Raw genomic sequence first — 26705 nt, 5'->3', positions numbered from 1 at the left:
CTCTGCCTCGACCCTGGTCGTATGCACGGTCCCGGGAATGGCGTATTTCAGGGCACTCCGGGATATTTCAGAGGGCGGAAGGGCGGCCGCACATGCACGGCACGGTCGACGGATTCAGTTACGGACTCGTCACACCGCTGGTGGCCTACTTCACGGCCTGCCTGGGCGGGGCGCTCGGCCTGCGCTGCACCACCCGGTCCCTGCTGGTCACCCACTCGTGGCGACCGGGATGGCTCGCCCTCGGCTCCGCGGCGATCGGCTCCGGGATCTGGACCATGCACTTCGTCGCGATGATGGGGTTCACGGTCGAGCACACACCGATCCGCTACGACTGGCTGATGACGTTCGCGAGCCTCGCCGTCGCCGTCGTCATGGTGGGCGTGGGCATCTTCATCGTCGGCTACCGGGGCGCGCGGGGAACCGCCCTGTTCACCGGGGGCACGATCACCGGACTGGGCATCGCCTCGATGCACTACCTCGGAATGGCCGGTATGCGGCTGGACGGACAGCTCGAGTACAACACGTTCACCGTGGCCGTGTCCGTTGTCATAGCCATGGCCGCCGCGACCGCCGCGCTGTGGGCCGCCGGACAGGTCCGGGGGTTCCTCTGGAGCGTGGGCGCGAGCCTGGTGATGGGCCTCGCCGTCACCGGCATGCACTACACCGGCATGGCCGCCCTCGACGTCCACCTTCAGGGCACGTCCGAGCCCACCACCGGCGGCTCACCGGCCGAGCTCCTCGCCCCCATGCTGATCGGCCCCCTCGCCTTCCTCGTCCTCGCCGGCGTCGTGGTGCTGTTCGACCCGCTGATGGTCATGGGCAGGACCGCCGGGGTGCCCGTCGAGCAGAAACCCGGCGTCCCCGCCCACACCGAGCTCCGGCGCAGGGCCCGCCACCCGGGGCGCCACCCGGCGCACCCCACGCGCCGCCCCCTGGCCCACCGCCGCTCGCGCACCCCGCAGAACCGCTGATCCGGGCCCTTTGTCAGTGCGGGGTCGTACGGTGGATTCCATGCGGCCCGTTTCCCACATCGAACGCACGGTGGCGCCCTTCGAGGTCGTCAGCCCCTACCGGCCGAGCGGCGACCAGCCGACGGCCATCGCCGACCTCGCCCGGCGCATCGGAGCAGGCGAGAAGGACGTCGTGCTGCTCGGCGCGACGGGCACCGGCAAGTCGGCCACCACGGCGTGGATGATCGAGAAGCTCCAGCGCCCCACTCTCGTGATGGCGCCGAACAAGACCCTGGCCGCCCAGTTGGCGAACGAGTTCCGCGAGCTCCTGCCGAACAACGCGGTCGAGTACTTCGTCTCGTACTACGACTACTACCAGCCCGAGGCCTACGTCCCGCAGTCGGACACCTACATCGAGAAGGACTCCTCGATCAACGAGGAGGTGGAGCGCCTGCGCCACTCCGCCACCAACTCGCTGCTCACCCGGCGCGACGTCGTCGTGGTCGCCTCCGTCTCCTGCATCTACGGCCTCGGCACCCCGCAGGAGTACGTCGACCGCATGGTCCCCCTCCGGGTCGGCGACGAGCACGACCGGGACGAGCTGCTGCGCCGCTTCGTCGACATCCAGTACACGCGCAACGACATGGCCTTCACCCGCGGCACCTTCCGGGTGCGCGGCGACACGATCGAGATCTTCCCGGTCTACGAGGAGCTCGCCGTCCGCATCGAGATGTTCGGCGACGAGATCGAGGCCCTGTCCACGCTCCACCCCGTCACCGGCGAGATCATCAGCGACGACCAGCAGCTCTACGTCTTCCCGGCCTCCCACTACGTCGCCGGCCCCGAGCGCATGGAGCGGGCCGTCAACGACATCGAGAAGGAGCTCGGGGAGCGCCTGGCCGAGCTGGAGAAGCAGGGCAAGCTCCTGGAGGCCCAGCGGCTGCGGATGCGCACGACCTACGACCTCGAGATGCTCCGCCAGATCGGCACCTGCTCCGGCGTGGAGAACTACTCGATGCACTTCGACGGCCGCTCGCCCGGCTCCCCGCCCAACACCCTGCTGGACTACTTCCCGGACGACTTCCTGCTCGTCATCGACGAGTCGCACGTCACCGTCCCGCAGATCGGCGCCATGTACGAGGGCGACGCCTCCCGCAAGCGCACCCTGGTCGACCACGGCTTCCGGCTGCCCTCCGCGCTCGACAACCGCCCGCTGAAGTGGGAGGAGTTCCAGGAGCGCATCGGGCAGACCGTCTACCTGTCGGCGACCCCGGGCACCTACGAGCTGTCCCGCGCGGACGGTGCCGTCGAACAGATCATCCGCCCGACCGGCCTCGTCGACCCGGAGGTCGTCGTCAAGCCCACCGAGGGCCAGATCGACGACCTGGTGCACGAGATCCGCAAGCGCACCGAGAAGGACGAGCGCGTCCTCGTCACCACGCTCACCAAGAAGATGGCCGAGGACCTCACCGACTACTTCCTGGAGCTCGGCATCCAGGTCCGCTATCTGCACAGCGACGTCGACACGCTGCGCCGCGTCGAGCTGCTGCGCGAGCTGCGCGCCGGTGAGTACGACGTCCTGGTCGGCATCAACCTCCTGCGTGAGGGCCTCGACCTGCCCGAGGTCTCCCTGGTGGCGATCCTCGACGCCGACAAGGAGGGCTTCCTGCGCTCCGGCACCTCGCTGATCCAGACCATCGGCCGTGCCGCGCGCAATGTCTCCGGCCAGGTCCACATGTACGCGGACAAGATCACCCCGGCGATGGAGAAGGCCATCGACGAGACCAACCGGCGCCGGGAGAAGCAGATCGCCTACAACACGGCGAACGGCATCGACCCGCAGCCCCTGCGCAAGAAGATCAACGACATCGTCGCGCAGATCGCCCGCGAGGACATCGACACCGAGCAGCTCCTCGGCTCGGGCTACCGCCAGAGCAAGGACGGCAAGGGCGCCAAGGCCCCGGTGCCCTCCCTCGGCGGCAAGGCGGCGGCCGGCACCAAGACGGCCAAGGGCCGCAAGAAGGAGACGGTGCCCACCGACCGTCCCGCGGCCGAACTCGCCGAGCAGATCGAGGAGCTGACCGCCCGTATGCGGGCCGCCGCCGCGGACCTCCAGTTCGAGATCGCCGCCCGGCTGCGTGACGAGGTCTCCGAGATGAAGAAGGAACTGCGCCAGATGAAGGAGGCCGGACTGGCCTGACGGCCCAGCAGGACACGCGGTGTGTTGCAAGACCGACACAAAGTGCGGCCCTGGCTAGGGCACTGTCAGTGCCCCTGCGTAGGGTTCTGGACAACCGCGGGCGCCGCGGCAACAGGGGACCGTTCGTAGAGGGGAATCAGCGCGTGACCGTCAACATGACCAAGGGTCAGGCCATCAGTCTGCAGAAGAACGACGGCGGCAGCCTGACGTCGGTGCGCATGGGTCTCGGCTGGCAGGCGGCCCCCCGGCGCGGCCTGTTCGGCTCGCGCACCCGGGAGATCGACCTCGACGCCTCCGCCGTCCTGTTCGCGGACAAGCAGCCGGTCGACGTCGTCTTCTTCCGCCACCTGGTGAGCGACGACGGCTCGGTGCGGCACACCGGCGACAACCTGGTCGGCGGGGTCGGCCAGGGCGGCGACGACGAGGCGATCCTCGTCGACCTGCAGCGCGTCCCGGTCCACATCGACCAGATCGTCTTCACCGTGAACTCCTTCACGGGCCAGACGTTCCAGGAGGTGCAGAACGCCTTCTGCCGCCTCGTCGACGAGACCAACGGCCAGGAGCTCGCCCGCTACACCCTGGCCGGCGGCGGCGCGTTCACGGCGCAGATCATGGCCAAGGTGCACCGGGTGGGACAGGGCTGGTCGATGACGGCCCTCGGCAGCCCGGCCAACGGCCGCACCTTCCAGGACCTGATGCCGGCGATCCTGCCTGTCCTGTAGGGAAACATCATCCGCCGTGCCCGTCCCGCCGGGGGACGGGCACGCGGCGCACCACACACCACGAGCCGTACACACATGACACAGGGGGACAGGCGATGACGGCCGAGCTGGTGCGGGGGCAGAACCACCCGCTTCCCCAGGCCCGTCTGGAGATCCGGGTCTCGGCCGGCACGCCGCTGGTGGCCGCGGCCACGCTCGGCGACGAGAACGGGACGGTTCACGGCGCCGAATGGGTCGCCCACCCGGGCGCTCCCGCCCTGCCCGGGCTGGAGGTCTCCCGCCAGGCCGCCGCCGAGCACCGCCTCGCGGTGGACCTGGACGCCGTGCCGGACGCCGTGCACCGGGTCAGCGTGCTGCTCGCCCTGTCCGCGGCCGACGCGTCGGGCCCGTTCCGCTTCGGCGCCGTCGCCGCCCCCTTCGTCGCCGTCACCGGTCTCGACGGCGCCGAGATCGCCAGCTACACCCTCACCGGCCTGGAGGCCGAATCCGCCGTCGTCGCGCTGGAGCTGTACCGCAGGCAGGGCGCCTGGAAGGTGCGCGCCGTCGGCCAGGGCTACGCGGGCGGTCTCGCCGAACTCCTCGCCGACCAGGGCATGGTCGAGGCCCAGCAGATCGCCGGCGTCGTCCAGGAGGCGGTGGCCGGCGGCCTGGCCCGCTCCGTCCCGGCGCCCCCGCCGCGCACGGCGGACGGCGACCGTTCACGGCAGCCCGCCGCCCCGGCCCTGGGACCGGACCACGGCGCGACCGCGTCCCAGGGCGCCCCCGGTCCCGTACCGGCGCCGTCCCCCTACGGCCCCCAGGGCGCCGACGGCCCGCAGGCGCCCGGTGTCCCGGGGCAGCCCGGACCGGCGCCGTACCCGGGCGGGCCCGTGGTGGGGGACCACACCGCCGAGCCGTCCGCCCCGGCCGGCGGCGGCCCGATCGACTACAGCCACCCGAACCGCCGCCACGCGGCGCCGCCGCCGCCCCCGCCGGCCGCGCCTCCCGCCGCGCCCGGGCAGTCCGCCCGGCCCGTCGCGGGCGACGCCACCGGCTGGTCCATGGACGAGCGGCTCTACAACCAGGTGTGGGGCATGTTCGAGGACCTGGCGCGCACCGCGGCCGCGTACCGCAGCGCCGTCGACTTCGCCGACTCGCGCATGGAGAAGGAACTCGACCAGGCGCTGTCCGACCCGCGCAGCCGGATCGGCGGTCAGGGAGACGCCGCGCGCGAGGCCGCCCGCGCCCGGCACGGCGCGCTCGTGGCCCAGGCCCAGGAGGCCCTGGACCGGGACCTGGCTCAGCTCGCCGCCGAGGCCGAGGTCGTCGAGCCCGCGCTGCCCGCGGCCTACGCACGCTGGGACAACCCGGTCTGGCACGCCTACCGCGTGCCGATGGAGATCCCCATGGCCCTGCGGCTGGGCGACCTCCGCCTGCCCGAGGCCGACCGGATACGCATCCCGATGCTGGTCCGGCTGCCGCTCGAGCGCGGCCTGTGGATCGACAGCGGGCGTTCCCGCTCGCTCGACGGTTCGTTCGCCGACTCCCACGAGATGCGCCGCCTCGGCCTGGAGACGGCCGTCGCGCACGCGGCGCGGCTGCTCGCCGTCTATCCGGCGGGCGAGTTCACCGTGCACGTCATCGACCCGGCCGGAGCGGGCGCGCAGCCGCTGGCGCCGCTGGTGCACACCGGGGTACTGGCCGCGCCGCCGGCCCAGGGCGCCGTGGGGGTGGCCGACGTGCTGGCCCGGCTCACCCAGCGCGTCGACCTGGTGCAGATGGCCTTGCGCGGGGGCGCCGCCGACGCGCTTCCCCCCGGACTCGACACGTCCCAGCAGCTCCTGATCGTCAACGACTTCCCGCACGGCTTCGACGACCGCGCCGTGAACCAGCTCCGCTACCTCGCGGACGAGGGCCCGGCCGTCGGCGTGCACCTGATGCTGGTCGCCGACCGCGAGGAGTCCGCGGGGTACGGGCCGCTGCTCGACCCGCTGTGGCGTTCACTGCTGCGCCTGACCCCGGTGGCCGACGATCACCTGGCCGACCCCTGGGTCGGTCACGCCTGGACCTACGAGCCCCCGCTCGTGCCGCCCGGCAGCCAGGTCCTCCACCGGGTGCTCAGCGCGGTGGCCGCGGCGCGGCGCTCGTGGAACCGGTGAGCCACGTCCTGTCCCAAGCACTGGTAAAGATCAACTGACCTGCTGTTTTGCCCGGGACTTTACCTGTCTCTTTACCTTTCCTTGGTGGTTGGGGTACCGTCGTTCTTACGGAGGGGAGTACTCCCTGCCTACTGCGACGTGCCCGTCAATACGGATCAGGCCAGATCCCGGGGCGTCGGCCCGTGGGTTCCGCACGCGCCTCGCGCGCCGGACACCCGGGGTGGAAGAGACCTCCAGCAGCGACGACGCTGACATCTGCCCTGTGACGTACTGCCGGAGGCGCAAGTGCAAGTTTCCATGACCCTGTGGGTCCTGACCATCCTGGGCCTCGCCGCCCTCATCGCGGTCGACTTCTTCATCGGCCGCAAGCCGCACGACGTGTCGATCAAGGAAGCGGGGATCTGGACGGTCGTCTGGATCGCGCTGGCCGGTCTCTTCGGACTCGGTCTCTTCCTCTTCGGAGGCGGCCAGCCGGCCGGAGAGTTCTTCGCGGGCTTCATCACCGAGAAGTCCCTGAGCGTCGACAACCTCTTCGTCTTCGTCCTGATCATGGCGAAGTTCGCGGTGCCCTCGCAGTACCAGCAGCGTGTGCTCCTGGTCGGTGTGCTCATAGCCCTGGTCCTCAGGGCGGTCTTCATCGCCGCCGGCGCGGCGATCCTCGCCAGCTTCGCGTGGGTGTTCTACCTCTTCGGCGCCTTCCTGATCTGGACCGCCTGGAAGCTCATCCAGGAGGCCCGGGCCGACGAGGAGGACGAGGAGTTCGAGGAGAACAAGCTGCTCAAGGCGGCCGAGCGCCGCTTCGGTGTCGCCGACCGCTACCACGGCACCAAGCTGTGGATCGAGGAGAACGGCAAGCGGATCATGACCCCGATGCTGGTCGTGATGCTCGCGATCGGCACCACCGACGTCCTCTTCGCCCTCGACTCCATCCCGGCGATCTTCGGCCTCACGCAGGACCCGTACATCGTCTTCACCGCCAACGCGTTCGCCCTGATGGGTCTGCGGCAGCTCTACTTCCTCATCGGCGGTCTGCTGAGGAAGCTGGTCCACCTCTCCTACGGCCTGTCGATCATCCTGGGCTTCATCGGCGTGAAGCTGGTGCTGCACGCCCTGCACGAGTCCGGGGTCCACGTCCCCGAGATCAGCATTCCCGTCTCGCTCGGGGTGATCTGCTCGGTCCTGATCGTCACCACGATCACCAGCCTCCGGGCCTCCCGGAAGCAGGCCGCGGCCGAGGCGGCGGCCGAGCGGGATGCGTCGAAGGAGGACGTCGGGGCCTGACCCCGCGCACGCCCCCGTCGGGCGTACCCGGCGGTCAAAAAGAGCGGCGGGCGGCGCACAGCCGCACGCCGCTCAGGGGCACCCGCCCCGGCACGAGAGGACCGTGCCGGGGCGGGTGCCCCTGAGGCGTTCCCCGGTCCGTGCGACCGGGAGTGCGAGGTGGGTTCACCTCTGCGACGATCACGGCATGATCAGTCGGCCCAGGGAGTTCCTGACACACTGGACGACCGTCACCCCCGTGGTCGCCGTCGTGCTGCTGGTCCTCACCTGGGGACGCGATCTGCCCGGCCCCGTCGTCGCGCTGCTCACGGTGGTCCTCGCGCTGGCCGTCCTGGCCGCCGTCCACCACGCGGAAGTGGTCGCGCACCGGGTCGGCGAACCCTTCGGCTCCCTCGTCCTCGCCGTCGCCGTCACCGTCATCGAAGTCGCCCTCATCGTGACCCTGATGGCGGACGGCGGTGACAAGAGCGCGACCCTCGCCAGGGACACTGTCTTCGCGGCCGTGATGATCACCTGCAACGGCGTCGTCGGCCTCAGCCTGCTCGTCGGCTCCCTGCGGCACGGCACGGCGGTGTTCAACCCGGAGGGCACCGGTGCCGCCCTCGCCACGGTGGCGACCCTGGCCACGCTCAGTCTGGTGCTGCCGACGTTCACCACCAGCGCGCCGGGACCGGAGTTCTCCACCGTCCAGCTCACCTTCGCGGCGCTCTCCTCGTTGATCCTCTACGGGCTCTTCATCGCCACCCTGACCGTGCGGCACCGCGACTACTTCCTCCCGATCACCCGGCAGGGCGAGGTGATCACCGCGGAGAGGCACGCCGACGCGCCGACCGGCCGCACCGCCCTGATCAGCCTGGGCCTGCTGGCGATGGCCCTGATCGGCGTGGTCGGCCTCGCCAAGGGGGTGTCGCCCACCATCGAGGACGGGGTGGAGGCCGCGGGACTCCACCACGCCGTCGTCGGTGTGATCATCGCCCTGCTGGTGCTGCTGCCCGAGACCATCGCAGCCCTGCGCAGCGCCCGCCGCGACCGGGTGCAGACCAGCCTGAACCTCGCGCTCGGTTCCGCGATGGCCAGCATCGGCCTGACCATCCCGGCGGTCGCGCTCGCCTCCGTCTGGCTCCCCGGCCCGCTGGTCCTGGGTCTCGGCTCCACCCACATGGTCCTGCTCGCGCTGACCGTGGTGGTGGCGTCCCTGACGGTCGTGCCGGGACGGGCGACACCCCTGCAGGGCGGCGTCCACCTGGTGCTGTTCGCCGCCTATCTGGAGCTGGCGGTCAACCCGTAGCCGAGGCGGAGTCCGTACCGGGATCAGTACGTGACGGTGATGCGGCGGGCGGGCCCGTCGACCCGGACGGTCCCGCCGTACGGGACGACGAGCTGCGGGTCGGTGTGGCCGAAGTCCACGTCGAAGACGATCGTGGCGTCGGGGGCGTAGGTCCGCATCGCGCGCAGCACCGCCTCGCGCTGCTCGGCCGCGTAGCGGACGCCCTCCTCGGGGCTGTTCGGGCGCTCGAAGGACCATGTCTTGGGGCGTCCCATCAACAGTGCGGAGAAGGGACGGAGCAGCCCGCGCTCACCCATGTTGCGCAGCGTCCGGAAGACCTCCGCGGCGCTCGGCAGCTCCTCCGAGGTCTCCAGGAGCAGCACACCCCCCTCGTACTCGGCCGGGTCGCGGGCGATCTCGCGGTCGGCCATCAGCAGCCAGCCGAGGATCTCCAGACAGCCGCCCCAGCCACGGCCCTCGACCACGCGGTCGGCGTTGACCCAGGACCAGCCGGAACCGGGCCGGGTCCGCGGCTCGGCATCGAAGGTCGCGGGGTCGGCCCAGTCCCGGTCCACGTCGTTCCAGCGCTCGGCGGGCCGCAGTTCGTAGGGGCCGGACGTGAACAGCGCGGCCCGCAGGGAGTCGGCGGTCAGCGGGTTCATGGCACCGGGGCGGCCCAGCTCGCACATCACACTGGCGCCGTGGTACGCGACGATCCCGGTGTTGTACAGGTAGGCGAGCAGGTTCGTGTTGTCGCTCAGCCCGAAGAACGGCTTCGGGTTGGCCCGGATCAGCTCCCGGTCCAGGTGCGGCAGGACGGTGATCTGGTCGTCACCACCGATGGAGGCGATGACGGCCTTGACGTCCGGGTCGGCGAAGGCCGCGTGGACGTCGTCGGCCCGTTCGCGTGGCGTCGAGCCCATCTTCCGTGTGGCCGGGTACTCGACCGGCTCCAGCCCGTACTCGGTGCGCAGCCGCTCGAGCCCCAACTCGTAGGGGAGCGGGAACAGTCCGGGCAGCCCCGACCCGGGCGATATCACCGCCACACGGTCGCCGGGCGACGGCTTGGGCGGGTACATGATCCTCGGCATGAGGGGAGGGTAGGGCCGCAGGGGTGACGGCCGCACCGTGATAAACCAGGTCCGAGCGCCGGCCGTGCCTGGGAGCGGCGCACCTCGAACGGACCGGAGGAACCGTGCCCCGCACCCTGGCCAACGCCCCGATCATGATCCTCAACGGCCCCAACCTGAATCTGCTCGGCCAGCGGCAGCCGGAGATCTACGGTTCGGACACCCTCGCCGACGTCGAGGCGAGGTGTGCCGAGGCGGCCCGGGCCCACGGCGGCACGGTGGACTTCCGCCAGTCCAACCACGAGGGCGAACTGGTCGACTGGATCCACGAGGCGCGGCTGAACCACTGCGGCATCGTGATCAACCCCGCCGCCTACTCGCACACGTCCATCGCGATCCTGGATGCTCTCAACACCTGCGACGGGCTTCCGGTGGTGGAGGTCCACATCTCCAACATCCACCAGCGAGAGCCGTTCCGGCACCACTCGTACGTCTCGCAGCGCGCCGACGGGGTGATCGCGGGGTGCGGTGTCCAGGGGTACGTGTTCGGTGTGGAGCGGGTCGCGGCGCTGGCGGGGGCCGGGCGGGCGGCCACCTGAGAAGCCGGGGCCGCCGGCCGAGGGCGGGAGTGGGAAGGCCGGCGGCCCGTGCCGCCCAGGAGCCGTCTTCCTGTGCGGGGCTGCCCCCAGTGCACCGCGCCGCCCCGCGCGGGACCAGTGTGCGCGGCGGGGCGCCGCTGGTGAACGTTTCACACGGGGCGCGCACGAGGTCTCACGCCCCGGGCTTCACCACCCGCGCGCGTGCCACTCCGGCAGGTGCGGGCGCTCCGCGCCGAGCGTGGTGTCGTTGCCGTGGCCCGGGTAGACCCACGTCTCGTCCGGGAGGACGTCGAAGACCTTGGTCTCCACGTCGTGGATCAGGCTCGCGAAGGCCTTCGGGTCCTTGCGGGTGTTGCCCACACCGCCGGGGAAGAGGCAGTCACCCGTGAAGACATGCGGATGCCCGTGCGGGTCGTCGTAGACGAGGACGATGGAACCCGGCGTGTGCCCGACCAGGTGGCGGGCGGTGAGCTCCACCCGGCCCACCCGGATGGTGTCGCCGTCGTCCACCGGGACGTCGGTGGGCACGGGAATGCCCTCCGCGTCGTACCGGCCGGCGTAGGTGCGGGCACCGGTGGCGGCGACGACCTCGGCGAGCGCCTGCCAGTGGTCGGCGTGCCGGTGGGTGGTGACGACGGAGGCGATCCCGTCGTCACCGATGCTGCCGAGCAGCGTGTGCGCGTCGTTCGCGGCGTCGATCAGCAACTGCTCGTCGGTGGCCCGGCAGCGCAGCAGATAGGCGTTGTTGTCCATCGGGCCGACCGCGACCTTCGTGATCATCAGGTCCTTGAGCTCGTGCACGTCGGCGGGGCCGCCGACCCTCACCTCTCCGCTGTAGGTCATGACGGCCAGCCTAGCGCCGGCAGGCGCCGCGCAGCCCGCCCGGGGCTACAGGGGCGGCAGCGTGGGCAGCGCGCCGCCCTCCACGGTCAGCGCGGATCCCTCGCGTCGTCCGGCGAGCCAGCCCAGCAGGTCGGCGGGGGCCCCGGTGACACGTACGGCGGCCTCGCCGGGGCCCTCCTCGCGGCCCGTGGTCCACGCGTGCGTGCCGTCCGTCAGGCGGGTGGGCGGTACGTCCGGGTGCCCGGCGAACCGGGCGGCGAGGAACTCGGTCTCCCGCTCGGTGAACTCCTGCGGAAGGTCCTCCAGCTCGTACCCGATCCCGAGGTCCACGTGGTGCAGTTCCACCTCCGCCCAGCGCCGGAAGGGCAGCCGGGACGCCGAGTCGGTGACGCCGTTGCGCAGCGCGACCGTGCGCGACCAGTCCGCGGGCACGGCGCTCGCCGCCTCGAAGCGGGCGGCGCTCTCGCGCACGTCCGCGAGCTGGGCCTCCAGGGGGCGCGGGGCGTCCCGCTCGATGTCGGCGTCCCGCGCCTCGGCGGAGACGTACATGGGGCGTCCCTCGAGGACGTTCACGAGGGCGTCCGCGTTGCGGGCGAGGTGGGCGAGGACATGGCCGCGGGTCCAGCCGGGAAGCCGTGACTGGTCCGTCACGCCCGCGTTGTCCAGTTTGCCGACCGCGGTGAGCAGCCGTTCGGTGGCGTCGTGTACAGACGCCAGGTCACGCGCGTGATCAATCATGCCGCCGACCTTAGACCGCACCACACCTTCGGGTGAAGGTGGCGGATGCCGCCCGCAAATCGAATGCACGTGCTATATGGTCGGGCGTGACGTCGGGCATTCTGGAGAGTCGGGGTTTGTTGACAACCGGTGAATCCGACCGGCGTTGTCAGTGGCTCCCCCTAGTCTGAGAAGGACGGGGGCCCCGCCCCTGTCACTTCTCTCAAGAAAGGTGCGGACCGGCGTGGCCGACCGTCTCATCGTCCGTGGCGCGCGCGAGCACAATCTGAAGAACGTCTCGCTCGACCTGCCTCGTGACTCGCTCATCGTCTTCACGGGCCTGTCCGGGTCGGGCAAGTCCTCCCTGGCCTTCGACACGATCTTCGCCGAGGGGCAGCGCCGCTACGTGGAGTCGCTCTCCTCGTACGCCCGGCAGTTCCTCGGCCAGATGGACAAGCCGGACGTCGACTTCATCGAGGGCCTCTCCCCGGCGGTCTCCATCGACCAGAAGTCGACCTCGCGCAACCCGCGTTCCACGGTCGGCACCATCACCGAGGTCTACGACTACCTGCGCCTGCTCTTCGCGCGCATCGGCAAGCCGCACTGTCCCGAGTGCGGCCGGCCCATCTCGCGCCAGTCTCCGCAGGCCATCGTCGACAAGGTCCTCGAGCTGCCCGAGGGCAGCCGCTTCCAGGTGCTGTCGCCGCTCGTGCGCGAGCGCAAGGGCGAGTTCGTCGACCTCTTCGCCGACCTCCAGACCAAGGGCTACTCCCGCGCGCGCGTGGACGGCCAGACGGTCCAGCTCTCCAGCCCGCCGACGCTGAAGAAGCAGGAGAAGCACACCATCGAGGTGGTCGTCGACCGCCTCACCGTCAAGGACTCCGCCAAGCGCCGCCTCACCGACTCCGTCGAGACCGCGCTCGGCCTGTCCGGCGGCATGGTCGTGCTCGACTTCGTCGACCTGCCCGAGGACGACCCCGAGCGCGAGCGGATGTACTCGGAGCACCTGTACTGCCCGTACGACGACCTGTCCTTCGAGGAGCTGGAGCCCCGGTCCTTCTCCTTCAACTCGCCCTTCGGCGCCTGCCCCGACTGCTCGGGCATCGGCACGCGCATGGAGGTCGACCCGGAGCTGATCGTCCCGGACCCGGACAAGTCCCTGGACGAGGGCGCCATCCACCCCTGGTCGCACGGGCACACCAAGGACTACTTCGCCCGCCTGATCGGCGCCCTCGCGGACGCGCTGGGCTTCCGTACGGACATCCCCTTCGGGGGACTGCCGCTGCGCGCCCGCAAGGCCCTGCTGTACGGGCACAAGACCCAGGTCGAGGTCCGCTACCGCAACCGGTACGGGCGCGAGCGCCGGTACACCACGGCCTTCGAGGGCGCCGTCCCCTTCGTCAAGCGCCGGCACAGCGAGTCCGAGAGCGACGCCAGCCGCGAGCGCTTCGAGGGCTACATGCGCGAGGTGCCCTGCCCCACCTGTGAGGGCACGCGCCTGAAGCCGCTCGTCCTCGCCGTCACCGTCATGGGCAAGTCGATCGCCGAGGTCTCGGCCATGTCCATCAGCGACTGCGCGGACTTCCTGGGCGAGCTGAAGCTCAGCGCTCGCGACAAGAAGATCGCCGAGCGGGTGCTCAAGGAGGTCAACGAGCGGCTGCGGTTCCTGGTCGACGTCGGCCTGGACTACCTCTCCCTGAACCGCGCGGCCGGCACGCTCTCCGGCGGCGAGGCCCAGCGCATCCGCCTGGCCACCCAGATCGGCTCCGGACTCGTCGGCGTGCTGTACGTCCTCGACGAGCCGTCCATCGGCCTGCACCAGCGCGACAACCACCGGCTGATCGAGACCCTCGTCCGGCTGCGCGACATGGGCAACACGCTCATCGTCGTCGAGCACGACGAGGACACCATCAAGGTCGCCGACTGGATCGTCGACATCGGCCCCGGCGCCGGTGAGCACGGCGGCAAGGTGGTGCACAGCGGTTCCGTGAAGGAACTGCTCGACAACGCCGAGTCGCAGACCGGGCTGTACCTGTCGGGCAGGAAAGCCATCCCGCTGCCCGACGTACGGCGTCCCCGCGACCCCTCCCGGCAGCTCACCGTGCACGGCGCCCGCGAGAACAACCTCCAGGACATCGACGTGTCCTTCCCGCTCGGGGTGTTCACGGCCGTCACCGGCGTCTCGGGCTCCGGCAAGTCGACGCTGGTCAACGACATCCTCTACACCCACCTGGCGCGCGAGCTGAACGGCGCCCGCAGCGTGCCCGGCCGGCACACGCGCGTGGACGGCGACGACCTCGTCGACAAGGTCGTCCACGTCGACCAGTCGCCCATCGGCCGCACCCCGCGGTCGAACCCGGCGACGTACACCGGCGTCTTCGACCACATCCGCAAGCTGTTCGCCGAGACGACGGAGGCGAAGGTCCGCGGCTACATGCCGGGCAGGTTCTCCTTCAACGTCAAGGGCGGGCGCTGCGAGAACTGCGCGGGCGACGGCACGATCAAGATCGAGATGAACTTCCTCCCGGATGTCTACGTCCCGTGCGAGGTCTGCCACGGCGCCCGGTACAACCGGGAGACCCTGGAGGTCCACTACAAGGGCAAGTCCATCGCCGACGTCCTGAACATGCCGATCGAGGAGGCGACCGACTTCTTCGAGGCGGTCCCCGCCATCGCCCGGCACATGAAGACGCTCAAGGACGTCGGCCTCGGCTACGTCCGGCTCGGCCAGTCCGCGACCACCCTGTCCGGCGGTGAGGCCCAGCGCGTGAAGCTCGCCAGCGAGCTGCAGCGCCGCTCCACCGGCCGCACGGTCTACGTCCTGGACGAGCCGACCACCGGTCTGCACTTCGAGGACATCAGCAAGCTGCTCACCGTCCTGTCCGGACTGGTCGACAAGGGCAACTCGGTCATCGTCATCGAGCACAACCTCGACGTGATCAAGACCGCCGACTGGGTCGTCGACATGGGCCCCGAGGGCGGCGCCGGCGGTGGCCTGGTGGTCGCCGAGGGCACGCCGGAGGAGATCGCCGCCGTTCCCGCCAGCCACACCGGCAAGTTCCTGCGGGACATCCTCGGCGCCGACCGGGTCAGCGACGCCATCCCGGCGCAGACCACGCGCAGGACGGCGGCGAAGACGGTGGCGGCCAAGTCCACGGCCAGGAAGACGGCCACCAAGAAGGTCGGCACCACGGCGGCGAAGTCCGCCGCGAAGACGGCCAAGACCACCAAGCCGGCCGCGAAGAGGACGACGCGGACCGGCAAGGCCTGAGTCCGGCCGGCGGGCGGGCACCCGGAGCCCGCCCGCCCGTGCCGGCAGGCACCGCGCCGACACGCCGTGCCCCACGGAAGACCCGTGGGGCACGGCGCGTCCGCGTATCGGCGCCTCAGGCGCCCGCCGGCTCCACCCGCGTTCCGGTGCCGCAGCGCCGAACGGCCCCGGGGGCCGTCACAGCGCCACCTCATGGGCGTACGGAGGCTCCGCGCCCGCACGCGAGCAGGTGACCGCCGCCGCCCGGGCGGCGAACCCCAGCAGCTCGGCCCAGCAGTCGGGCCCCAGCGCCGCCACCGCCCGCTCACTCAGCGCGTCCCGCGCGGCGAGGCCGTGCAGCAGCGCCGCGTTCACCGTGTCGCCCGCGCCGATGGTGTCCACCACCTCGACCCGCTCGCCCGGCACCGCGTACTCGCCCCCGTCGCGGGTGAACACCGTCAGCCCCTCGCCGCCCCGCGTGACCACGACCGCCGCCGGGCCGGCCGCGAGCCACTCCCGGGGCGCCCCGCCGAGCCACGCGGCGTCCTCCACGGACACCTTGAGCAGCGACACCGACGGCAGCCAGCTCGTGAACCGGGCCCGGTAGGCGTCCGGGTCCGGGATCAGTCCGGCCCGGATGTTCGGGTCGAGCACGGTGAACACGCCCCGCGCGGCCGTCTCGCGCAGCAGCGCCTCGTACGCGCTCGCCCCCGGCTCCAGCACCAGCGAACAGGTGCCGAAGGACACCGCCCGGGTGCCGGAGGGCAGCGCGGACGGTGCCGTGAAGAGCCGGTCCGCGGTCCCCTCCACGTAGAAGGTGTACGCGGCCGAGCCGCCCGCGCCGACCGTGGCCACGGCGAGCGTCGTCGGCTCGGGCCCGCGCTGCACCGGCGACACGTCCACACCGGTCTCGCGCAGCCGGTCCAGCAGCGCCTCGCCGAAGGCGTCGTACGACACGCGGGAGCAGAAGGCGGTGGGGGAGCCGAGGCGGCCCAGTGCCACGGCCGTGTTGTACGGGCCGCCGCCCAGCGCCGGGCGCAGCGCGGCGAGGGCGCCCGTGCCCTGCGGTACCAGGTCGATCAGTGCCTCACCGGCGACGACGATCACGGGAGGGTCCTTTCAGGGGCCGGGCGGGGGCTCGCGGGGACTGTTCCGGCTGCTCGGAAGGCTGCTCGGACTGCTGGGGCAGCCGCACGACGTGCGGTCCTCGGCCCCTTGTCCAGCCGGGACCGTATCCCATACGGCGGCACGCATGAACGCTCGCACAGGCGCTCGCGCGGCTGCCCCGGCGGGGCACCTCCGCGTGGGAGACCCACCGCCCGGGCGTCCGCGGCCGCCGGATATCGTCGCCGTGCACACCCTCGAACAGTGGAGATGCCATGTCCGGCCGCCCCGTCCCGAGCCGTCGTACCGTCCTGCGCACGGCGGCGATCACGCCCGTCGCCGGACTCGGTCTGGCCGCCTGCTCGCCGGGCGACGACGGCGCGGCCGCCCAGCCGACCGCGCCCGTCGAGCTCGGCACGGACGGCGAGGTCGCCAAGGGCGCCACCAAGCTCTACCGGGACCAGAACGTGGTGGTCAGCCGGGCCGAGGACGGCTCGCTGAAGGCGTACAGCACGATCTGCACGCACGCGGGGTGCCCCATCAAGAAGCTGGAGGGCACCAAGCTCGTCTGCCCCTGCCACGGCAGCGAGTTCGACGCCCGCACCGGTGAGGTGCTGCGCGCCCCGGCGAGCGTCCCGCTGGTGGAACTGCGGGCCGAGGTGAAGCAGGGCCGGATCGTCGCCACCCCCGAGACCTGACCGGCCCGGCTCCCGTCAGGGGCGCCCGCTCACTCCCAGTCCCAGCCGATGCCCAGCAGGCCCGGCCGGACCCGGGCCTCCACGAGGTGCACCGAGCGGTGCGGGCCGCTCATCGCCAGGTCCCGGAGGCCACCGCGCGGCGCGGCCGCCGAGTGCTGTGTGAACCGGTGGCAGCGCACCGGCAGCGCCGCCGCGTCGAACCGCACCTCGAGCGCGTACTGTCCGCCGGCCGCCCCGAACCCGCGCAGGTACTCGCGCGACACGCCCCCGGTGCCGTCCTCGAAGCGGTAACGGAAGAGGTACGTGTCCCCGGCCCGCAGACGCGTGTCGAAGAGCAGCTCGGTCACCAGCACCCCGGTGCCGTGATGGGTGCGGACACGTCCCGTACGGCAGTTCTCCAGCGCGTGCACGGCCGTGCGCGCGGGGACGCAGCCCGGGTCGCCGTGGTGGACGGCGACGTAACGGTCCACGCCGTCGCGGCCGGCGCGCACGATGTGGTGCGACTCGCGCCCGGCCAGTTCCCGCCGGGCCCCGATCCGCACGCGTTCGTGGAGCGCGAGGGAGTGCAGGGCGGCGTCCGGGGCAGGGTGGCCGAGTTCGTCCAGCAGCCGGCCGAGGACACCCGACGCCTCCACCTGGGCGCGGTAGGAGCGGACCGCGGGCCGCTGCGCGGGCATCCGCCCGCCGGTGTCGGAGAGCAGCCGGATCAGCGACTCCTCGGGGAGCTGGAGTATCTCCTCCAGGGCCCGTACGGCCCGCAGCGACTCCGGCCGCTGCGGACGCCGCGCGCCCTGCTGCCAGTAGCTCAGACTGGTGACGCCCACCTTCACCCCCTGCCGCGACAGATGGTGCTGCACCCGCTGCAGCGGCAGCCCGCGAGCGGCGATCGCGGCACGCAGGGCGACGTGGAACGGACCGCCGCGCAGGGCGGAGTCGAGCTCCGCCGTGACGGCGTCCACGGTGTCGGCGTCCGCGGACTGAGTGGCGTGCGGCATGCAGGGGCCTTTCTGTGCAGGTTCACAACGGCTGGTCGGACCGTTCGGCGCGGATCGGCCGGGGCCGCCCCCGTCGCGGCGCGGGGGAGGTCTTCACATCCGTACGCCGCGGTTCAGGGCCCCGACTTCCCCCGCATTGAAGCGTGTTGACCCAGGCCCGACAACACCTGTGGCCGCACCGCGCCACACTCCTGGCCGAGAACTTTCCGCCCGGCTCCCCGGTGCCACCACGCGTGACCGGGCAGCCCCGGACGGTCCCCGGACACCTGCCGTACGGCCTGCCGCGCGGCCCGGTCACCGGTCGTCCGAGACCGCGGATCCCGCCGCCCGCGACGCCTGTGACCGGTTGTCCACAGCCCCCCGCGCCCGTCGTCCACAGGCCCGCCGGAGTGTGGGTCCCCGCCAGTAGGGTGTGAGTCATGGCCGACCCCTCCAGCTACCGCCCCAGGCCGGGAGAGATCCCGGACTCCCCGGGGGTGTACAGGTTCCGCGACGAGCACCGCCGGGTGATCTACGTCGGAAAGGCGAAGAGCCTGCGCCAGCGCCTGGCGAACTACTTCCAGGACCTGGCGAACCTCCACCCCCGCACCCGCTCCATGGTGACCACGGCCGCGTCCGTGGAGTGGACGGTGGTGTCCACGGAGGTCGAGGCCCTGCAGCTCGAGTACTCCTGGATCAAGGAGTACGACCCCCGGTTCAACGTCAAGTACCGCGACGACAAGAGCTACCCGTACCTCGCGGTGACGATGAACGAGGAGTTCCCGCGCGTCCAGGTGATGCGCGGCCACAAGAAGAAGGGCGTGCGCTACTTCGGCCCCTACGGGCACGCCTGGGCGATCCGCGACACGGTCGACCTCCTGCTGCGCGTGTTCCCGGTGCGCACCTGCTCGGCCGGTGTCTTCAAGAACGCCACCCGCACCGGCCGCCCCTGTCTGCTCGGCTACATCGGCAAATGCTCCGCACCCTGCGTCGAGCGGATCTCCCCCGAGGACCACCGGGAGCTCGCGGAGGAGTTCTGCGACTTCATGGCCGGCCGCACCGGAACCTATCTGCGCCGCCTGGAGAAGCAGATGGCCGAGGCCGCCGAGGACATGGAGTACGAGCGCGCCGCGCGCCTGCGCGACGACATCGGCGCCCTGAAGAAGGCCATGGAGAAGAGCGCGGTCGTCCTCGCCGACGCGACCGACGCCGACCTGATCGCCGTCGCCGAGGACGAGCTGGAGGCGGCCGTCCAGATCTTCCACGTGCGCGGCGGACGCGTGCGCGGCCAGCGCGGCTGGGTCACCGACAAGGTGGAGGACATCACCACCGGCGCCCTCGTCGAGCACGCCCTCCAGCAGCTCTACGGAGAGGAGAAGGGCGACGCCGTGCCCAAGGAGGTCCTGGTCCCGGCCCTGCCCGACCCGGTCGAGCCGGTGCAGCAGTGGCTCACCGGCCGCCGCGGCTCCGGGGTGTCGCTGCGCATCCCGCAGCGCGGCGACAAGAAGGCGCTGATGGAGACCGTGCAGCGCAACGCCCAGCAGGCACTCGTCCTGCACAAGACCAAGCGCGCCTCCGACCTCACCACGCGCTCGCGCGCCCTGGAGGAGATCGCCGACGCCCTCGGGCTGGACAGCGCCCCGCTGCGCATCGAGTGCTACGACATCTCCCACCTCCAGGGCGACGACGTCGTGGCCTCCATGGTCGTCTTCGAGGACGGACTGGCCCGGAAGAGCGAATACCGGCGCTTCCAGATCAAGGGTTTCCAGGGACAGGACGACGTCCGTTCCATGCACGAGGTGATCAGCCGCCGCTTCCGGCGCTACCTCGCCGAGAAGGAGCGGACCGGCGAATGGGACGGCGAGGACGTCCCGGAGGGGGAGCAGCCCCTCAAGGACGAGGACGGCCGCCCCCGGCGCTTCGCCTACCCGCCCCAGCTCGTCGTGGTCGACGGCGGTCAGCCGCAGGTCGCGGCGGCACAGCGCGCCCTGGACGAGCTCGGCATCGACGACATCGCCGTGTGCGGTCTCGCCAAGCGTCTGGAGGAGGTCTGGCTGCCCCGCGAGGACGACCCGGTCGTCCTGCCGCGCACCAGCGAGGGCCTGTACCTGCTCCAGCGGGTCCGCGACGAGGCCCACCGCTTCGCGATCACCTACCAGCGCAGCAAGCGCGCCAAGCGCTTCCGGGCGAGCCCCCTGGACGACGTGCCCGGCCTGGGGGAGACCCGCAAGCAGGCCCTGATCAAGCACTTCGGCTCGGTGAAGAAGCTCCGGTCGGCGACCGTCGACCAGATCTGCGAGGTGCCCGGCATAGGCCGCAAGACGGCCGAGACGGTCGCCGTGGCCCTCGCCCGGGCGACCCCGGCCGCGCCGGCCGTCAACACGGCGACCGGAGAGATCATGGAAGAAGCAGAGGACGGGGTACCCGGGACGACGGCGGATACCCCCGGGGAGCCCGTGTCCGCGGGCACCCCGGACGAACGACGGGGGCAGGAGAGATGACCGAGCACCACACGCGGTCCGAACACGGCACACCGCCGACCACGGAACGAGAACAGACCCACATCACGGACGGCGGGGAAACGGCCCCGCCCACGGCCCTCCCCGAAGGGCACCAGGACGACGGAGCACAGGTGAATACGGGCAACGAAGCACCCGGGGTGCCGGAGTCGGCCATCCCCGAGCTGGTGATCATCTCCGGCATGTCCGGGGCCGGCCGGTCGACCGCGGCCAAGTGCCTGGAGGACCTGGGCTGGTTCGTCGTCGACAACCTGCCGCCCGCGCTGATCCCCACCATGGTGGAACTCGGCGCCCGCTCCCAGGGCAACGTGGCGCGGATCGCGGTCGTCGTCGACGTCCGCGGCCGGCGCTTCTTCGACAACCTGCGCGAGTCCCTCGCCGACCTCGACGCCCGCGGCGTCACCCGGCGGATCGTCTTCCTGGAGTCCTCCGAGGACGCCCTGGTGCGCCGCTTCGAGTCGGTGCGCCGCCCGCACCCCCTGCAGGGCGACGGCCGCATCGTCGACGGCATCGCCGCCGAGCGGGAACTCCTGCGCGAGCTGCGCGGCGACGCCGACCTGGTGATCGACACGTCCAGCCTCAACGTGCACGAGCTGCGCGCCAAGATGGACGCCCAGTTCGCCGGCGAGGAGGAGCCCGAGCTGCGGGCCACCGTCATGTCCTTCGGTTTCAAGTACGGCCTGCCGGTCGACGCCGACCTGGTCGTGGACATGCGCTTCCTGCCCAACCCCCACTGGGTCCCGGAGCTGCGCCCCTTCACCGGCCTGAACGAGGAGGTCTCGGCCTACGTCCTCAACCAGCCCGGGGCCAAGGAGTTCCTCGACCGCTACGCCGAGCTGCTCCAGATGATCGCCGCGGGCTACCGTCGTGAGGGCAAGCGCTATGTGACCGTCGCCGTCGGCTGCACCGGGGGCAAGCACCGGTCCGTGGCCATGTCGGAGAAGCTCGCCGCCCGGCTCGTCGCGGAGGGCGTGGAGACGGTGGTCGTCCACCGGGACATGGGACGGGAATGACAGGACGTACTCCGCGGCTGAGCAGGCTGCGCCGGGTGGTGCCCGAGGGCCGCGGCGGCAGGTCCGCCGAGGCCCGTGCCGCCCGGCCCGAACAGGCCCGCGGCGGCCGCCCGCGCCGCCGCGGTGCCCAGCCCAAGGTCGTCGCCCTCGGCGGCGGCATGGGCCTGTCCGCGTCGCTCGCCGCGCTGCGCCGGATCACCGGCGACCTCACCGCCGTCGTCACCGTGGCCGACGACGGCGGCTCCAGCGGACGCCTCCGCGACGAGCTGGGCGTCCTGCCGCCCGGCGACCTGCGCAAGGCGCTGGCCGCGCTGTGCGGGGACGACGACTGGGGACAGACCTGGGCCCGCGTCATCCAGCACCGCTTCCAGTCCCAGGGCGACCTGCACGAACACGCCGTCGGCAATCTGCTCATCGTCGCGCTGTGGGAGCAGCTCGGCGACCATGTGCAGGCCCTCGACCTGGTCGGCAAGCTGCTCGGCGCGCACGGGCGCGTGCTGCCCATGTCCGCCGTCCCGCTGGAGCTGCAGGCCCTGGTCAGGGGACACGACCCGGACCGGCCGGAGGACGTGGACACCGTCCGCGGACAGGCCACGGTCGCCCTGACCCCCGGAGAGGTGCAGTCCGTGCACCTCGTGCCCAACGACCCGCCCGCCGTTCCCGAGGCGGTCGAGGCCGTGCTCGACGCGGACTGGGTGGTGCTCGGCCCCGGTTCCTGGTTCTCCTCGGTCATCCCGCACCTGCTCGTGCCGGAACTGCTGGACGCGCTCACCCAGACGAAGGCGCGCCGGGTGCTCTCCCTGAACCTCGCACCGCAGCCCGGAGAAACCGCGGGCTTCTCCCCGCAGCGTCATTTGGAGGTTTTGGGACGACACGCCCCTAAACTCGCCCTGGACGTGGTGCTGGCCGACGAAGCAGCCGTGCCCGACCGTGACTCGCTCACCGACGCCGCGAAAGGGTTCGGCGCCGCGGTCGAACTGGCTCCGGTAGCCCGGACCGACGGGACCCCGAGGCACGACCCGGAGCTGCTGGCCGCCGCGTACGACCGTATTTTTCGGATGCATGGAAGGATCGGCCCATGGCGATGACGGCAGCGGTGAAGGACGAGATCTCCCGGCTCCCCGTCACCCGGACCTGCTGCAGAAAGGCGGAGGTATCCGCCGTTCTGCGGTTCGCCGGCGGCCTTCACCTGGTGAGCGGGCGCATCGTGATCGAGGCGGAGCTGGACACCGCGATGGCGGCCCGCAGACTCAAGCGGGACGTCCTGGAGATCTTCGGGCACAGCTCCGAGCTGATCGTGATGGCACCGGGCGGGCTGCGCCGGGGTTCGCGTTACGTCGTCCGGGTGGTCGCGGGCGGTGACCAGCTCGCCCGGCAGACCGGTCTGGTGGACGGCCGGGGACGGCCGATCCGCGGCCTGCCGCCGCAGGTGGTCTCGGGGGCCACCTGCGACGCCGAGGCCGCCTGGCGCGGGGCCTTCCTGGCGCACGGCTCGCTCACCGAGCCCGGCCGCTCCTCCTCGCTGGAGGTGACCTGCCCCGGCCCCGAGGCCGCGCTCGCCCTGGTCGGCGCCGCCCGTCGGCTGTCGATCGCCGCCAAGGCCCGCGAGGTGCGCGGTGTGGACCGCGTGGTCGTCCGCGACGGCGACGCGATCGGCGCGCTGCTCACCCGGCTCGGCGCCCACGAGTCGGTGCTGGCCTGGGAGGAGCGGCGGATGCGCCGCGAGGTGCGGGCCACCGCCAACCGCCTCGCCAACTTCGACGACGCCAACCTGCGCCGCTCGGCCCGCGCGGCCGTCGCCGCGGGCGCCCGGGTGCAGCGCGCGCTGGAGATCCTCGCCGACGACGTGCCCGAGCACCTCGCCGCCGCGGGCCGGCTGCGCATGGAGCACAAGCAGGCCTCCCTGGAGGAACTGGGCGCGCTCGCCGACCCGCCGCTGACCAAGGACGCCGTCGCCGGCCGCATCCGCCGCCTGCTGGCCATGGCCGACAAGCGCGCCGCGGACCTCGGCATCCCGGGCACGGAGGCCAACCTGGGCGAGGAACTGGCGGACAACCTCGTCGGCTGACCGCACCGCCGGCCGGTCCGGGTACCGGGCACGCGGTTCCGGCCGGTGCCGCCCGCCCCTGACCGACCGGCCGTCAACAAGCCGGTGCCGACGTCCACTTGGGTGACCGGCACCGGCTTCGGCGTGTCCGTCCCGCGCTCTTGACTCGATCATGAGGTGTCATGAGCCTGGCATCTGTTCGCCACTGGGGCGAATCCAGGCCTGTCGGACAGGTCCCAGCTAGGGGGGTTCATGAGACGAAGAGCGAGAGCGATCCTCGCCGTCGGCGCGCTCCTGATCGGCGGAGCGGGCTTCGCGCCCGTCGCCCAGGCACGACCCGCGGACCCGGGCACCCGGGACGCGGACGAAGTGAAGGTCTTCCGCGCCGACGTCACCCAGGAACAGGTCCCCCTGCTGCTGGCCGCCGGGCAGGACGGCCACGAACTCGGTGAACTGATCCCCGACGAGGGCACCGCGACCGTCGAGGTCTACCTCACCGACCGGCAGGCCGAGACGCTGGAGAAGCAGGGCGTCGACCTCGCCGAACACACCCTCTCCGCCCGCGCCGAGCAGCGCGTGGAGAAGGCGGCCGACGGCGTCTTCCGCCCGTACAGCGGCAGCGGCGGCCTGCGGGAGGAGATCCTGCGCACCGCCCAGCAGAACCCCGGCCTCACCAAGGTCGTCTCCATCGGCAAGACGGTCAGGGGCCAGGACATCCTGGCGCTCAAACTCACCAAGAACGCCAGGAAGACGCAGGACGGCTCCCGGCCATCCGTCCTCTACCTGTCCAACCAGCACGCACGCGAGTGGATCACCCCGGAGATGACCCGGCGGCTGATGCACCACTACCTGGACAGCTACAAGAAGGACCGGCGGATCAGGCAGATCGTCGACTCCACCGAGCTGTGGTTCGTCCTGTCGGCCAACCCCGACGGCTACGACTACACCTTCCAGGACCCCGCCAACCGCCTGTGGCGCAAGAACCTGCGCGACGTCAACGGCGACGGCGCCATCAGCACCGGCGACGGCATCGACCTCAACCGCAACTTCGCCTACAAGTGGGGCTACGACGACGAGGGCTCGTCCCCCAACCCCACCAGCCAGACCTATCGCGGCGCGAGCCCCGGCTCCGAGCCCGAGACCAAGGCGCTGGACGCCTTCCAGAAGCGCATCGGCTTCGCCTACGGCATCAACTACCACTCCGCGGCCGAACTCCTGCTCTACGGCGTCGGCTGGCAGGTGGCCACCGACACCCCGGACGACGTCCTCTACAAGGCGCTCGCCGGAACGCCGGACAACTCCGCGATCCCCGGCTACCACCCGCAGGTCTCCTCGGAGCTGTACACCACCAACGGCGAGGCCGACGGCCACGCGGCCAACGTCAACGGCATGGCGATGTTCACCCCCGAGATGTCGACCTGCCAGACCGTGTCCGACATGGACCCCGACGACGAGTGGAACGCGGCCGACTGCCAGTCGGGCTTCAACTTCCCTGACGACGAGAGGCTGATCCAGCAGGAGTTCGCCAAGAACATCCCCTTCGCGCTCTCCGTCGCCGAGACCGCCTCCCACCCCGACCGGCCGTCCTCCGCGGTCGGCCTGGAAGCCGCCGACTTCACCCCGGCCCCCTTCACCACCTCGTACGCGCGCGGCGCCGACCAGGAGGTCTCCGTCGTCGTCCGCAAGGCGGTGCGCGACAAGGAGCTGAAGTACCGCGTCAACGGCGGCCGCACCCACGGCATGGCGCTCAGGCCCTGGCGCGGCGGCGAGACGTACGGCGGCGAGGACAACCTCTACTTCGACGAGTACCGGGCCGAGGTCAAGGACGGCGCCCCGGGCGACAAGGTCGAGGTCTGGTTCACCGGCGAGACGCGGCAGGGCAAGAAGGTCTCCAGCGAACACTTCACGTACACGATCGCCGAACGGCCCCGCGCGGACGTCCTCGTCGTCGCCGAGGAGGGCGTGAAGGCCACGCAGACGCAGACCTACGTGGACGCCCTCAAGGCCAACGGCCTGCGGGCCGCCGTCTGGGACGTCGCCACCCAGGGCGCCCCCGACGCGCTCGGCGTCCTCGGTCACTTCGCGACCGTCGTCCACTACACCGGCGCGGCCACCCCGGGCAACGCCACCCAGCTCCAGCTGCGCGCCTTCCTCAACGAGGGCGGCAAGCTGATCGAGGCGGGGGAGCGGGCAGGCGGCAGCGTCGACCTCGGCGGCGGCAACCCCTCCGACGACTTCAGCCAGTACTACCTGGGCGCCTACACCCGCACGTCCACCTCCGGCGCCACCGGGTTCACCGGCTCCGGCCCGCTCGACGCCACCGGCGGCCCGCTCGGCGCGGCGCCCGGCAACCCGCTGGACGCGGCCGGAACCTACAGCGTGACCTCGGACGAGCTGCCGGCGGCGAGCCACCCGCAGTTCGCGAGCGCGGGGGCGGGGAAGTTCGCCGGCACCGTGAACCCGTACGGTCCCTACGCCGGTGAGTGGATGGCCGCCGCCGTGCACACCGACGACGCCTACAAGCGCCTCACCCGCACCGTCGACCTCACCGGTGTCAGCGCCTCCGACCGGCCCACGCTCCGCGCCCAGCTCCTGTGGGACACCGAGCGCGGCTACGACCACGCCCTGGTCGAGGCCCACACCACCGGCGCGGACGACTGGACCACCCTCCCCGAGGCGGGCGGCGCCACCGGGACCGCCGTGCCGTCCGAGTGCTCGGCCGGCTTCTACATCAGCGACCACCCCTGGCTGGAGCGCTACCTGACCCTGTCCGACGACGGCTGCACCGCGTCCGGCACGAGCGGCACGTGGAACAGCCTCACCGGCTCCTCCGGCGGCTGGCGGCAGGTGGAGTTCGACCTGAGCGCCTACGCCGGCAGGTCCGTGGAGGTCTCGATCGCCTACGTCACCGACCCCGGCAGCGGCGGCCGCGGCGTCCTCGCCGACGAGGCGTCCCTCGTCACCGGCGGCACGGCGACGGGGACCGAGGGCTTCGAGACGTCGCTGGGCGCCTGGCGGGTGTCCGGACCGCCGCCCGGCAGCCCGGCCGTGCTGAAGGACTGGACCCGCACCGGCACCCTGTTCCAGACCTACGCGGCGGTCACGACCGACGACACCGTGCTGCTGGGCTTCGGCCTGGAGCACCTCACCGCGCCGGCCGACCGCGCGGCCCTCGTCCGACAGGCGCTGCGTGCCCTGAACGAGTGATGATCCGGTCCCTGGGAACTGAACCGGTGTAGCGAAATCGGGTGATCCGTCCCCGAAGCCCGGGCGGTCCGTACCCGTACTGGCGGATACGGACCGCCATGCCGGG

19 protein-coding genes are annotated in these 26705 nt (G+C 71.8%); 14 read left to right on the top strand and 5 right to left on the bottom strand.

Annotated elements, in window-relative coordinates; translation table 11 throughout:
* Positions 1–92: 92 nt before the first annotated feature.
* The 6 genes from ACH499_RS00915 to ACH499_RS00890 all read left to right on the top strand — a co-directional run bounded on the left by ACH499_RS00915 (position 93) and on the right by ACH499_RS00890 (position 8579).
* Positions 93–971, top strand: coding sequence for an MHYT domain-containing protein (locus ACH499_RS00915; RefSeq protein WP_399013052.1), 879 nt, complete (start codon positions 93–95; stop codon positions 969–971).
* Between the two features lie 40 nt (positions 972–1011).
* Positions 1012–3150, top strand: a complete 2139-nt coding sequence (gene uvrB / locus ACH499_RS00910; protein ID WP_356199930.1) for an excinuclease ABC subunit UvrB — start codon at positions 1012–1014, stop codon at positions 3148–3150.
* Positions 3151–3293: 143 nt separating this feature from the next.
* Positions 3294–3872 carry a TerD family protein gene (locus ACH499_RS00905; RefSeq protein ID WP_225635961.1) on the top strand — a complete coding sequence of 193 codons (579 nt, stop codon included), beginning with the start codon at positions 3294–3296 and terminating at the stop codon, positions 3870–3872.
* A 95-nt stretch (positions 3873–3967) separates the two neighbouring features.
* The gene (locus tag ACH499_RS00900; protein WP_399013051.1) at positions 3968–6010 is read left to right on the top strand and encodes a TerD family protein; all 2043 of its coding nucleotides are present in this window, start codon (positions 3968–3970) and stop codon (positions 6008–6010) included.
* Positions 6011–6295: 285 nt separating this feature from the next.
* Positions 6296–7291, top strand: a complete 996-nt coding sequence (locus ACH499_RS00895) for a TerC family protein (RefSeq protein WP_399013050.1) — start codon at positions 6296–6298, stop codon at positions 7289–7291.
* Between the two features lie 187 nt (positions 7292–7478).
* Positions 7479–8579: a calcium:proton antiporter gene (locus tag ACH499_RS00890; RefSeq protein ID WP_399013048.1), complete on the top strand. Its 1101-nt coding sequence runs from the start codon at positions 7479–7481 to the stop codon at positions 8577–8579.
* 23 nt (positions 8580–8602) lie between these two features.
* Here ACH499_RS00890 and ACH499_RS00885 read toward each other — a convergent pair whose 3' ends face one another.
* Positions 8603–9649: a S66 peptidase family protein gene (locus ACH499_RS00885; protein WP_399013047.1), complete on the bottom strand. Its 1047-nt coding sequence runs from the start codon at positions 9647–9649 to the stop codon at positions 8603–8605.
* 104 nt (positions 9650–9753) lie between these two features.
* Between ACH499_RS00885 and aroQ the strand changes: the two genes are divergently transcribed.
* A complete protein-coding gene (gene aroQ / locus ACH499_RS00880; RefSeq protein WP_356199921.1) occupies positions 9754–10227 on the top strand; it encodes a type II 3-dehydroquinate dehydratase in 474 nt (157 codons plus the stop codon).
* A 186-nt stretch (positions 10228–10413) separates the two neighbouring features.
* On the opposite strand, the gene ACH499_RS00875 is transcribed toward aroQ, so the two are convergent.
* Both ACH499_RS00875 and ACH499_RS00870 read right to left on the bottom strand, forming a co-directional pair.
* Positions 10414–11070, bottom strand: a complete 657-nt coding sequence (locus ACH499_RS00875) for an MBL fold metallo-hydrolase (protein ID WP_356199919.1) — start codon at positions 11068–11070, stop codon at positions 10414–10416.
* A 45-nt stretch (positions 11071–11115) separates the two neighbouring features.
* Positions 11116–11808, bottom strand: a complete 693-nt coding sequence (locus ACH499_RS00870; protein ID WP_399013046.1) for a maleylpyruvate isomerase family mycothiol-dependent enzyme — start codon at positions 11806–11808, stop codon at positions 11116–11118.
* A gap of 223 nt (positions 11809–12031) precedes the next feature.
* Between ACH499_RS00870 and uvrA the strand changes: the two genes are divergently transcribed.
* Positions 12032–15058 (top strand): excinuclease ABC subunit UvrA, encoded by a 3027-nt coding sequence (gene uvrA, locus ACH499_RS00865; protein ID WP_356199915.1) that lies wholly within the window; start codon positions 12032–12034, stop codon positions 15056–15058.
* Positions 15059–15235: 177 nt separating this feature from the next.
* Here the strand turns inward: uvrA and ACH499_RS00860 are convergent, their stop codons facing one another.
* Entirely contained in the window at positions 15236–16144 is a 909-nt protein-coding gene (locus tag ACH499_RS00860; RefSeq protein ID WP_399013043.1) for a carbohydrate kinase, read from the bottom strand.
* Positions 16145–16416: 272 nt separating this feature from the next.
* Here ACH499_RS00860 and ACH499_RS00855 point away from each other — a divergent pair, with 272 nt between their 5' ends.
* Positions 16417–16839 carry a Rieske 2Fe-2S domain-containing protein gene (locus ACH499_RS00855; protein WP_399013042.1) on the top strand — a complete coding sequence of 141 codons (423 nt, stop codon included), beginning with the start codon at positions 16417–16419 and terminating at the stop codon, positions 16837–16839.
* 29 nt (positions 16840–16868) lie between these two features.
* Here the strand turns inward: ACH499_RS00855 and ACH499_RS00850 are convergent, their stop codons facing one another.
* A complete protein-coding gene (locus tag ACH499_RS00850; protein ID WP_356206217.1) occupies positions 16869–17834 on the bottom strand; it encodes a hypothetical protein in 966 nt (321 codons plus the stop codon).
* Between the two features lie 419 nt (positions 17835–18253).
* Between ACH499_RS00850 and uvrC the strand changes: the two genes are divergently transcribed.
* From uvrC to ACH499_RS00825, 5 genes are all read left to right on the top strand, one after another.
* A complete protein-coding gene (gene uvrC, locus ACH499_RS00845; protein ID WP_399013040.1) occupies positions 18254–20314 on the top strand; it encodes an excinuclease ABC subunit UvrC in 2061 nt (686 codons plus the stop codon).
* Entirely contained in the window at positions 20311–21345 is a 1035-nt protein-coding gene (gene rapZ / locus ACH499_RS00840; protein WP_356206211.1) for an RNase adapter RapZ, read from the top strand. Before uvrC ends, rapZ begins: the two co-directional genes overlap by 4 nt.
* Positions 21342–22433, top strand: a complete 1092-nt coding sequence (gene yvcK / locus ACH499_RS00835) for a uridine diphosphate-N-acetylglucosamine-binding protein YvcK (RefSeq protein WP_356206208.1) — start codon at positions 21342–21344, stop codon at positions 22431–22433. Before rapZ ends, yvcK begins: the two co-directional genes overlap by 4 nt.
* Positions 22424–23413: a DNA-binding protein WhiA gene (gene whiA, locus ACH499_RS00830; RefSeq protein ID WP_356206205.1), complete on the top strand. Its 990-nt coding sequence runs from the start codon at positions 22424–22426 to the stop codon at positions 23411–23413. The genes yvcK and whiA overlap by 10 nt, the downstream gene beginning before the upstream one ends.
* Positions 23414–23644: 231 nt before the next feature.
* On the top strand, positions 23645–26599 hold the full coding sequence (locus ACH499_RS00825; RefSeq protein WP_399013038.1) for a M14 family zinc carboxypeptidase: 2955 nt from the start codon (positions 23645–23647) through the stop codon (positions 26597–26599).
* Positions 26600–26705: the final 106 nt, after the last annotated feature.

Origin of the sequence: Streptomyces sp. NPDC018947, assembly GCF_044390505.1 — a bacterium.
Lineage (GTDB): Bacteria > Actinomycetota > Actinomycetes > Streptomycetales > Streptomycetaceae > Streptomyces.
Note: the sequence above shows the minus strand (reverse complement) of the source record. Positions and strands in the feature narration are given on the sequence as shown.

Excerpts from the sequence above, each read along its gene's own strand:
- ACH499_RS00855 (WP_399013042.1), top strand. The coding sequence starts at position 16,417 with ATGTCCGGCCGCCCCGTCCCGAGCCGTCGTACCGTCCTGCGCACGGCG.
- ACH499_RS00890 (WP_399013048.1), top strand. The coding sequence starts at position 7,479 with ATGATCAGTCGGCCCAGGGAGTTCCTGACACACTGGACGACCGTCACC.
- ACH499_RS00875 (WP_356199919.1), bottom strand. The coding sequence starts at position 11,070 with ATGACCTACAGCGGAGAGGTGAGGGTCGGCGGCCCCGCCGACGTGCAC.
- ACH499_RS00850 (WP_356206217.1), bottom strand. The coding sequence starts at position 17,834 with ATGCCGCACGCCACTCAGTCCGCGGACGCCGACACCGTGGACGCCGTC.
- ACH499_RS00900 (WP_399013051.1), top strand. The coding sequence starts at position 3,968 with ATGACGGCCGAGCTGGTGCGGGGGCAGAACCACCCGCTTCCCCAGGCC.
- rapZ (WP_356206211.1), top strand. The coding sequence starts at position 20,311 with ATGACCGAGCACCACACGCGGTCCGAACACGGCACACCGCCGACCACG.
- yvcK (WP_356206208.1), top strand. The coding sequence starts at position 21,342 with ATGACAGGACGTACTCCGCGGCTGAGCAGGCTGCGCCGGGTGGTGCCC.
- uvrC (WP_399013040.1), top strand. The coding sequence starts at position 18,254 with ATGGCCGACCCCTCCAGCTACCGCCCCAGGCCGGGAGAGATCCCGGAC.
- ACH499_RS00825 (WP_399013038.1), top strand. The coding sequence starts at position 23,645 with ATGAGACGAAGAGCGAGAGCGATCCTCGCCGTCGGCGCGCTCCTGATC.
- ACH499_RS00915 (WP_399013052.1), top strand. The coding sequence starts at position 93 with ATGCACGGCACGGTCGACGGATTCAGTTACGGACTCGTCACACCGCTG.
- whiA (WP_356206205.1), top strand. The coding sequence starts at position 22,424 with ATGGCGATGACGGCAGCGGTGAAGGACGAGATCTCCCGGCTCCCCGTC.
- uvrB (WP_356199930.1), top strand. The coding sequence starts at position 1,012 with ATGCGGCCCGTTTCCCACATCGAACGCACGGTGGCGCCCTTCGAGGTC.
- ACH499_RS00885 (WP_399013047.1), bottom strand. The coding sequence starts at position 9,649 with ATGCCGAGGATCATGTACCCGCCCAAGCCGTCGCCCGGCGACCGTGTG.
- ACH499_RS00870 (WP_399013046.1), bottom strand. The coding sequence starts at position 11,808 with ATGATTGATCACGCGCGTGACCTGGCGTCTGTACACGACGCCACCGAA.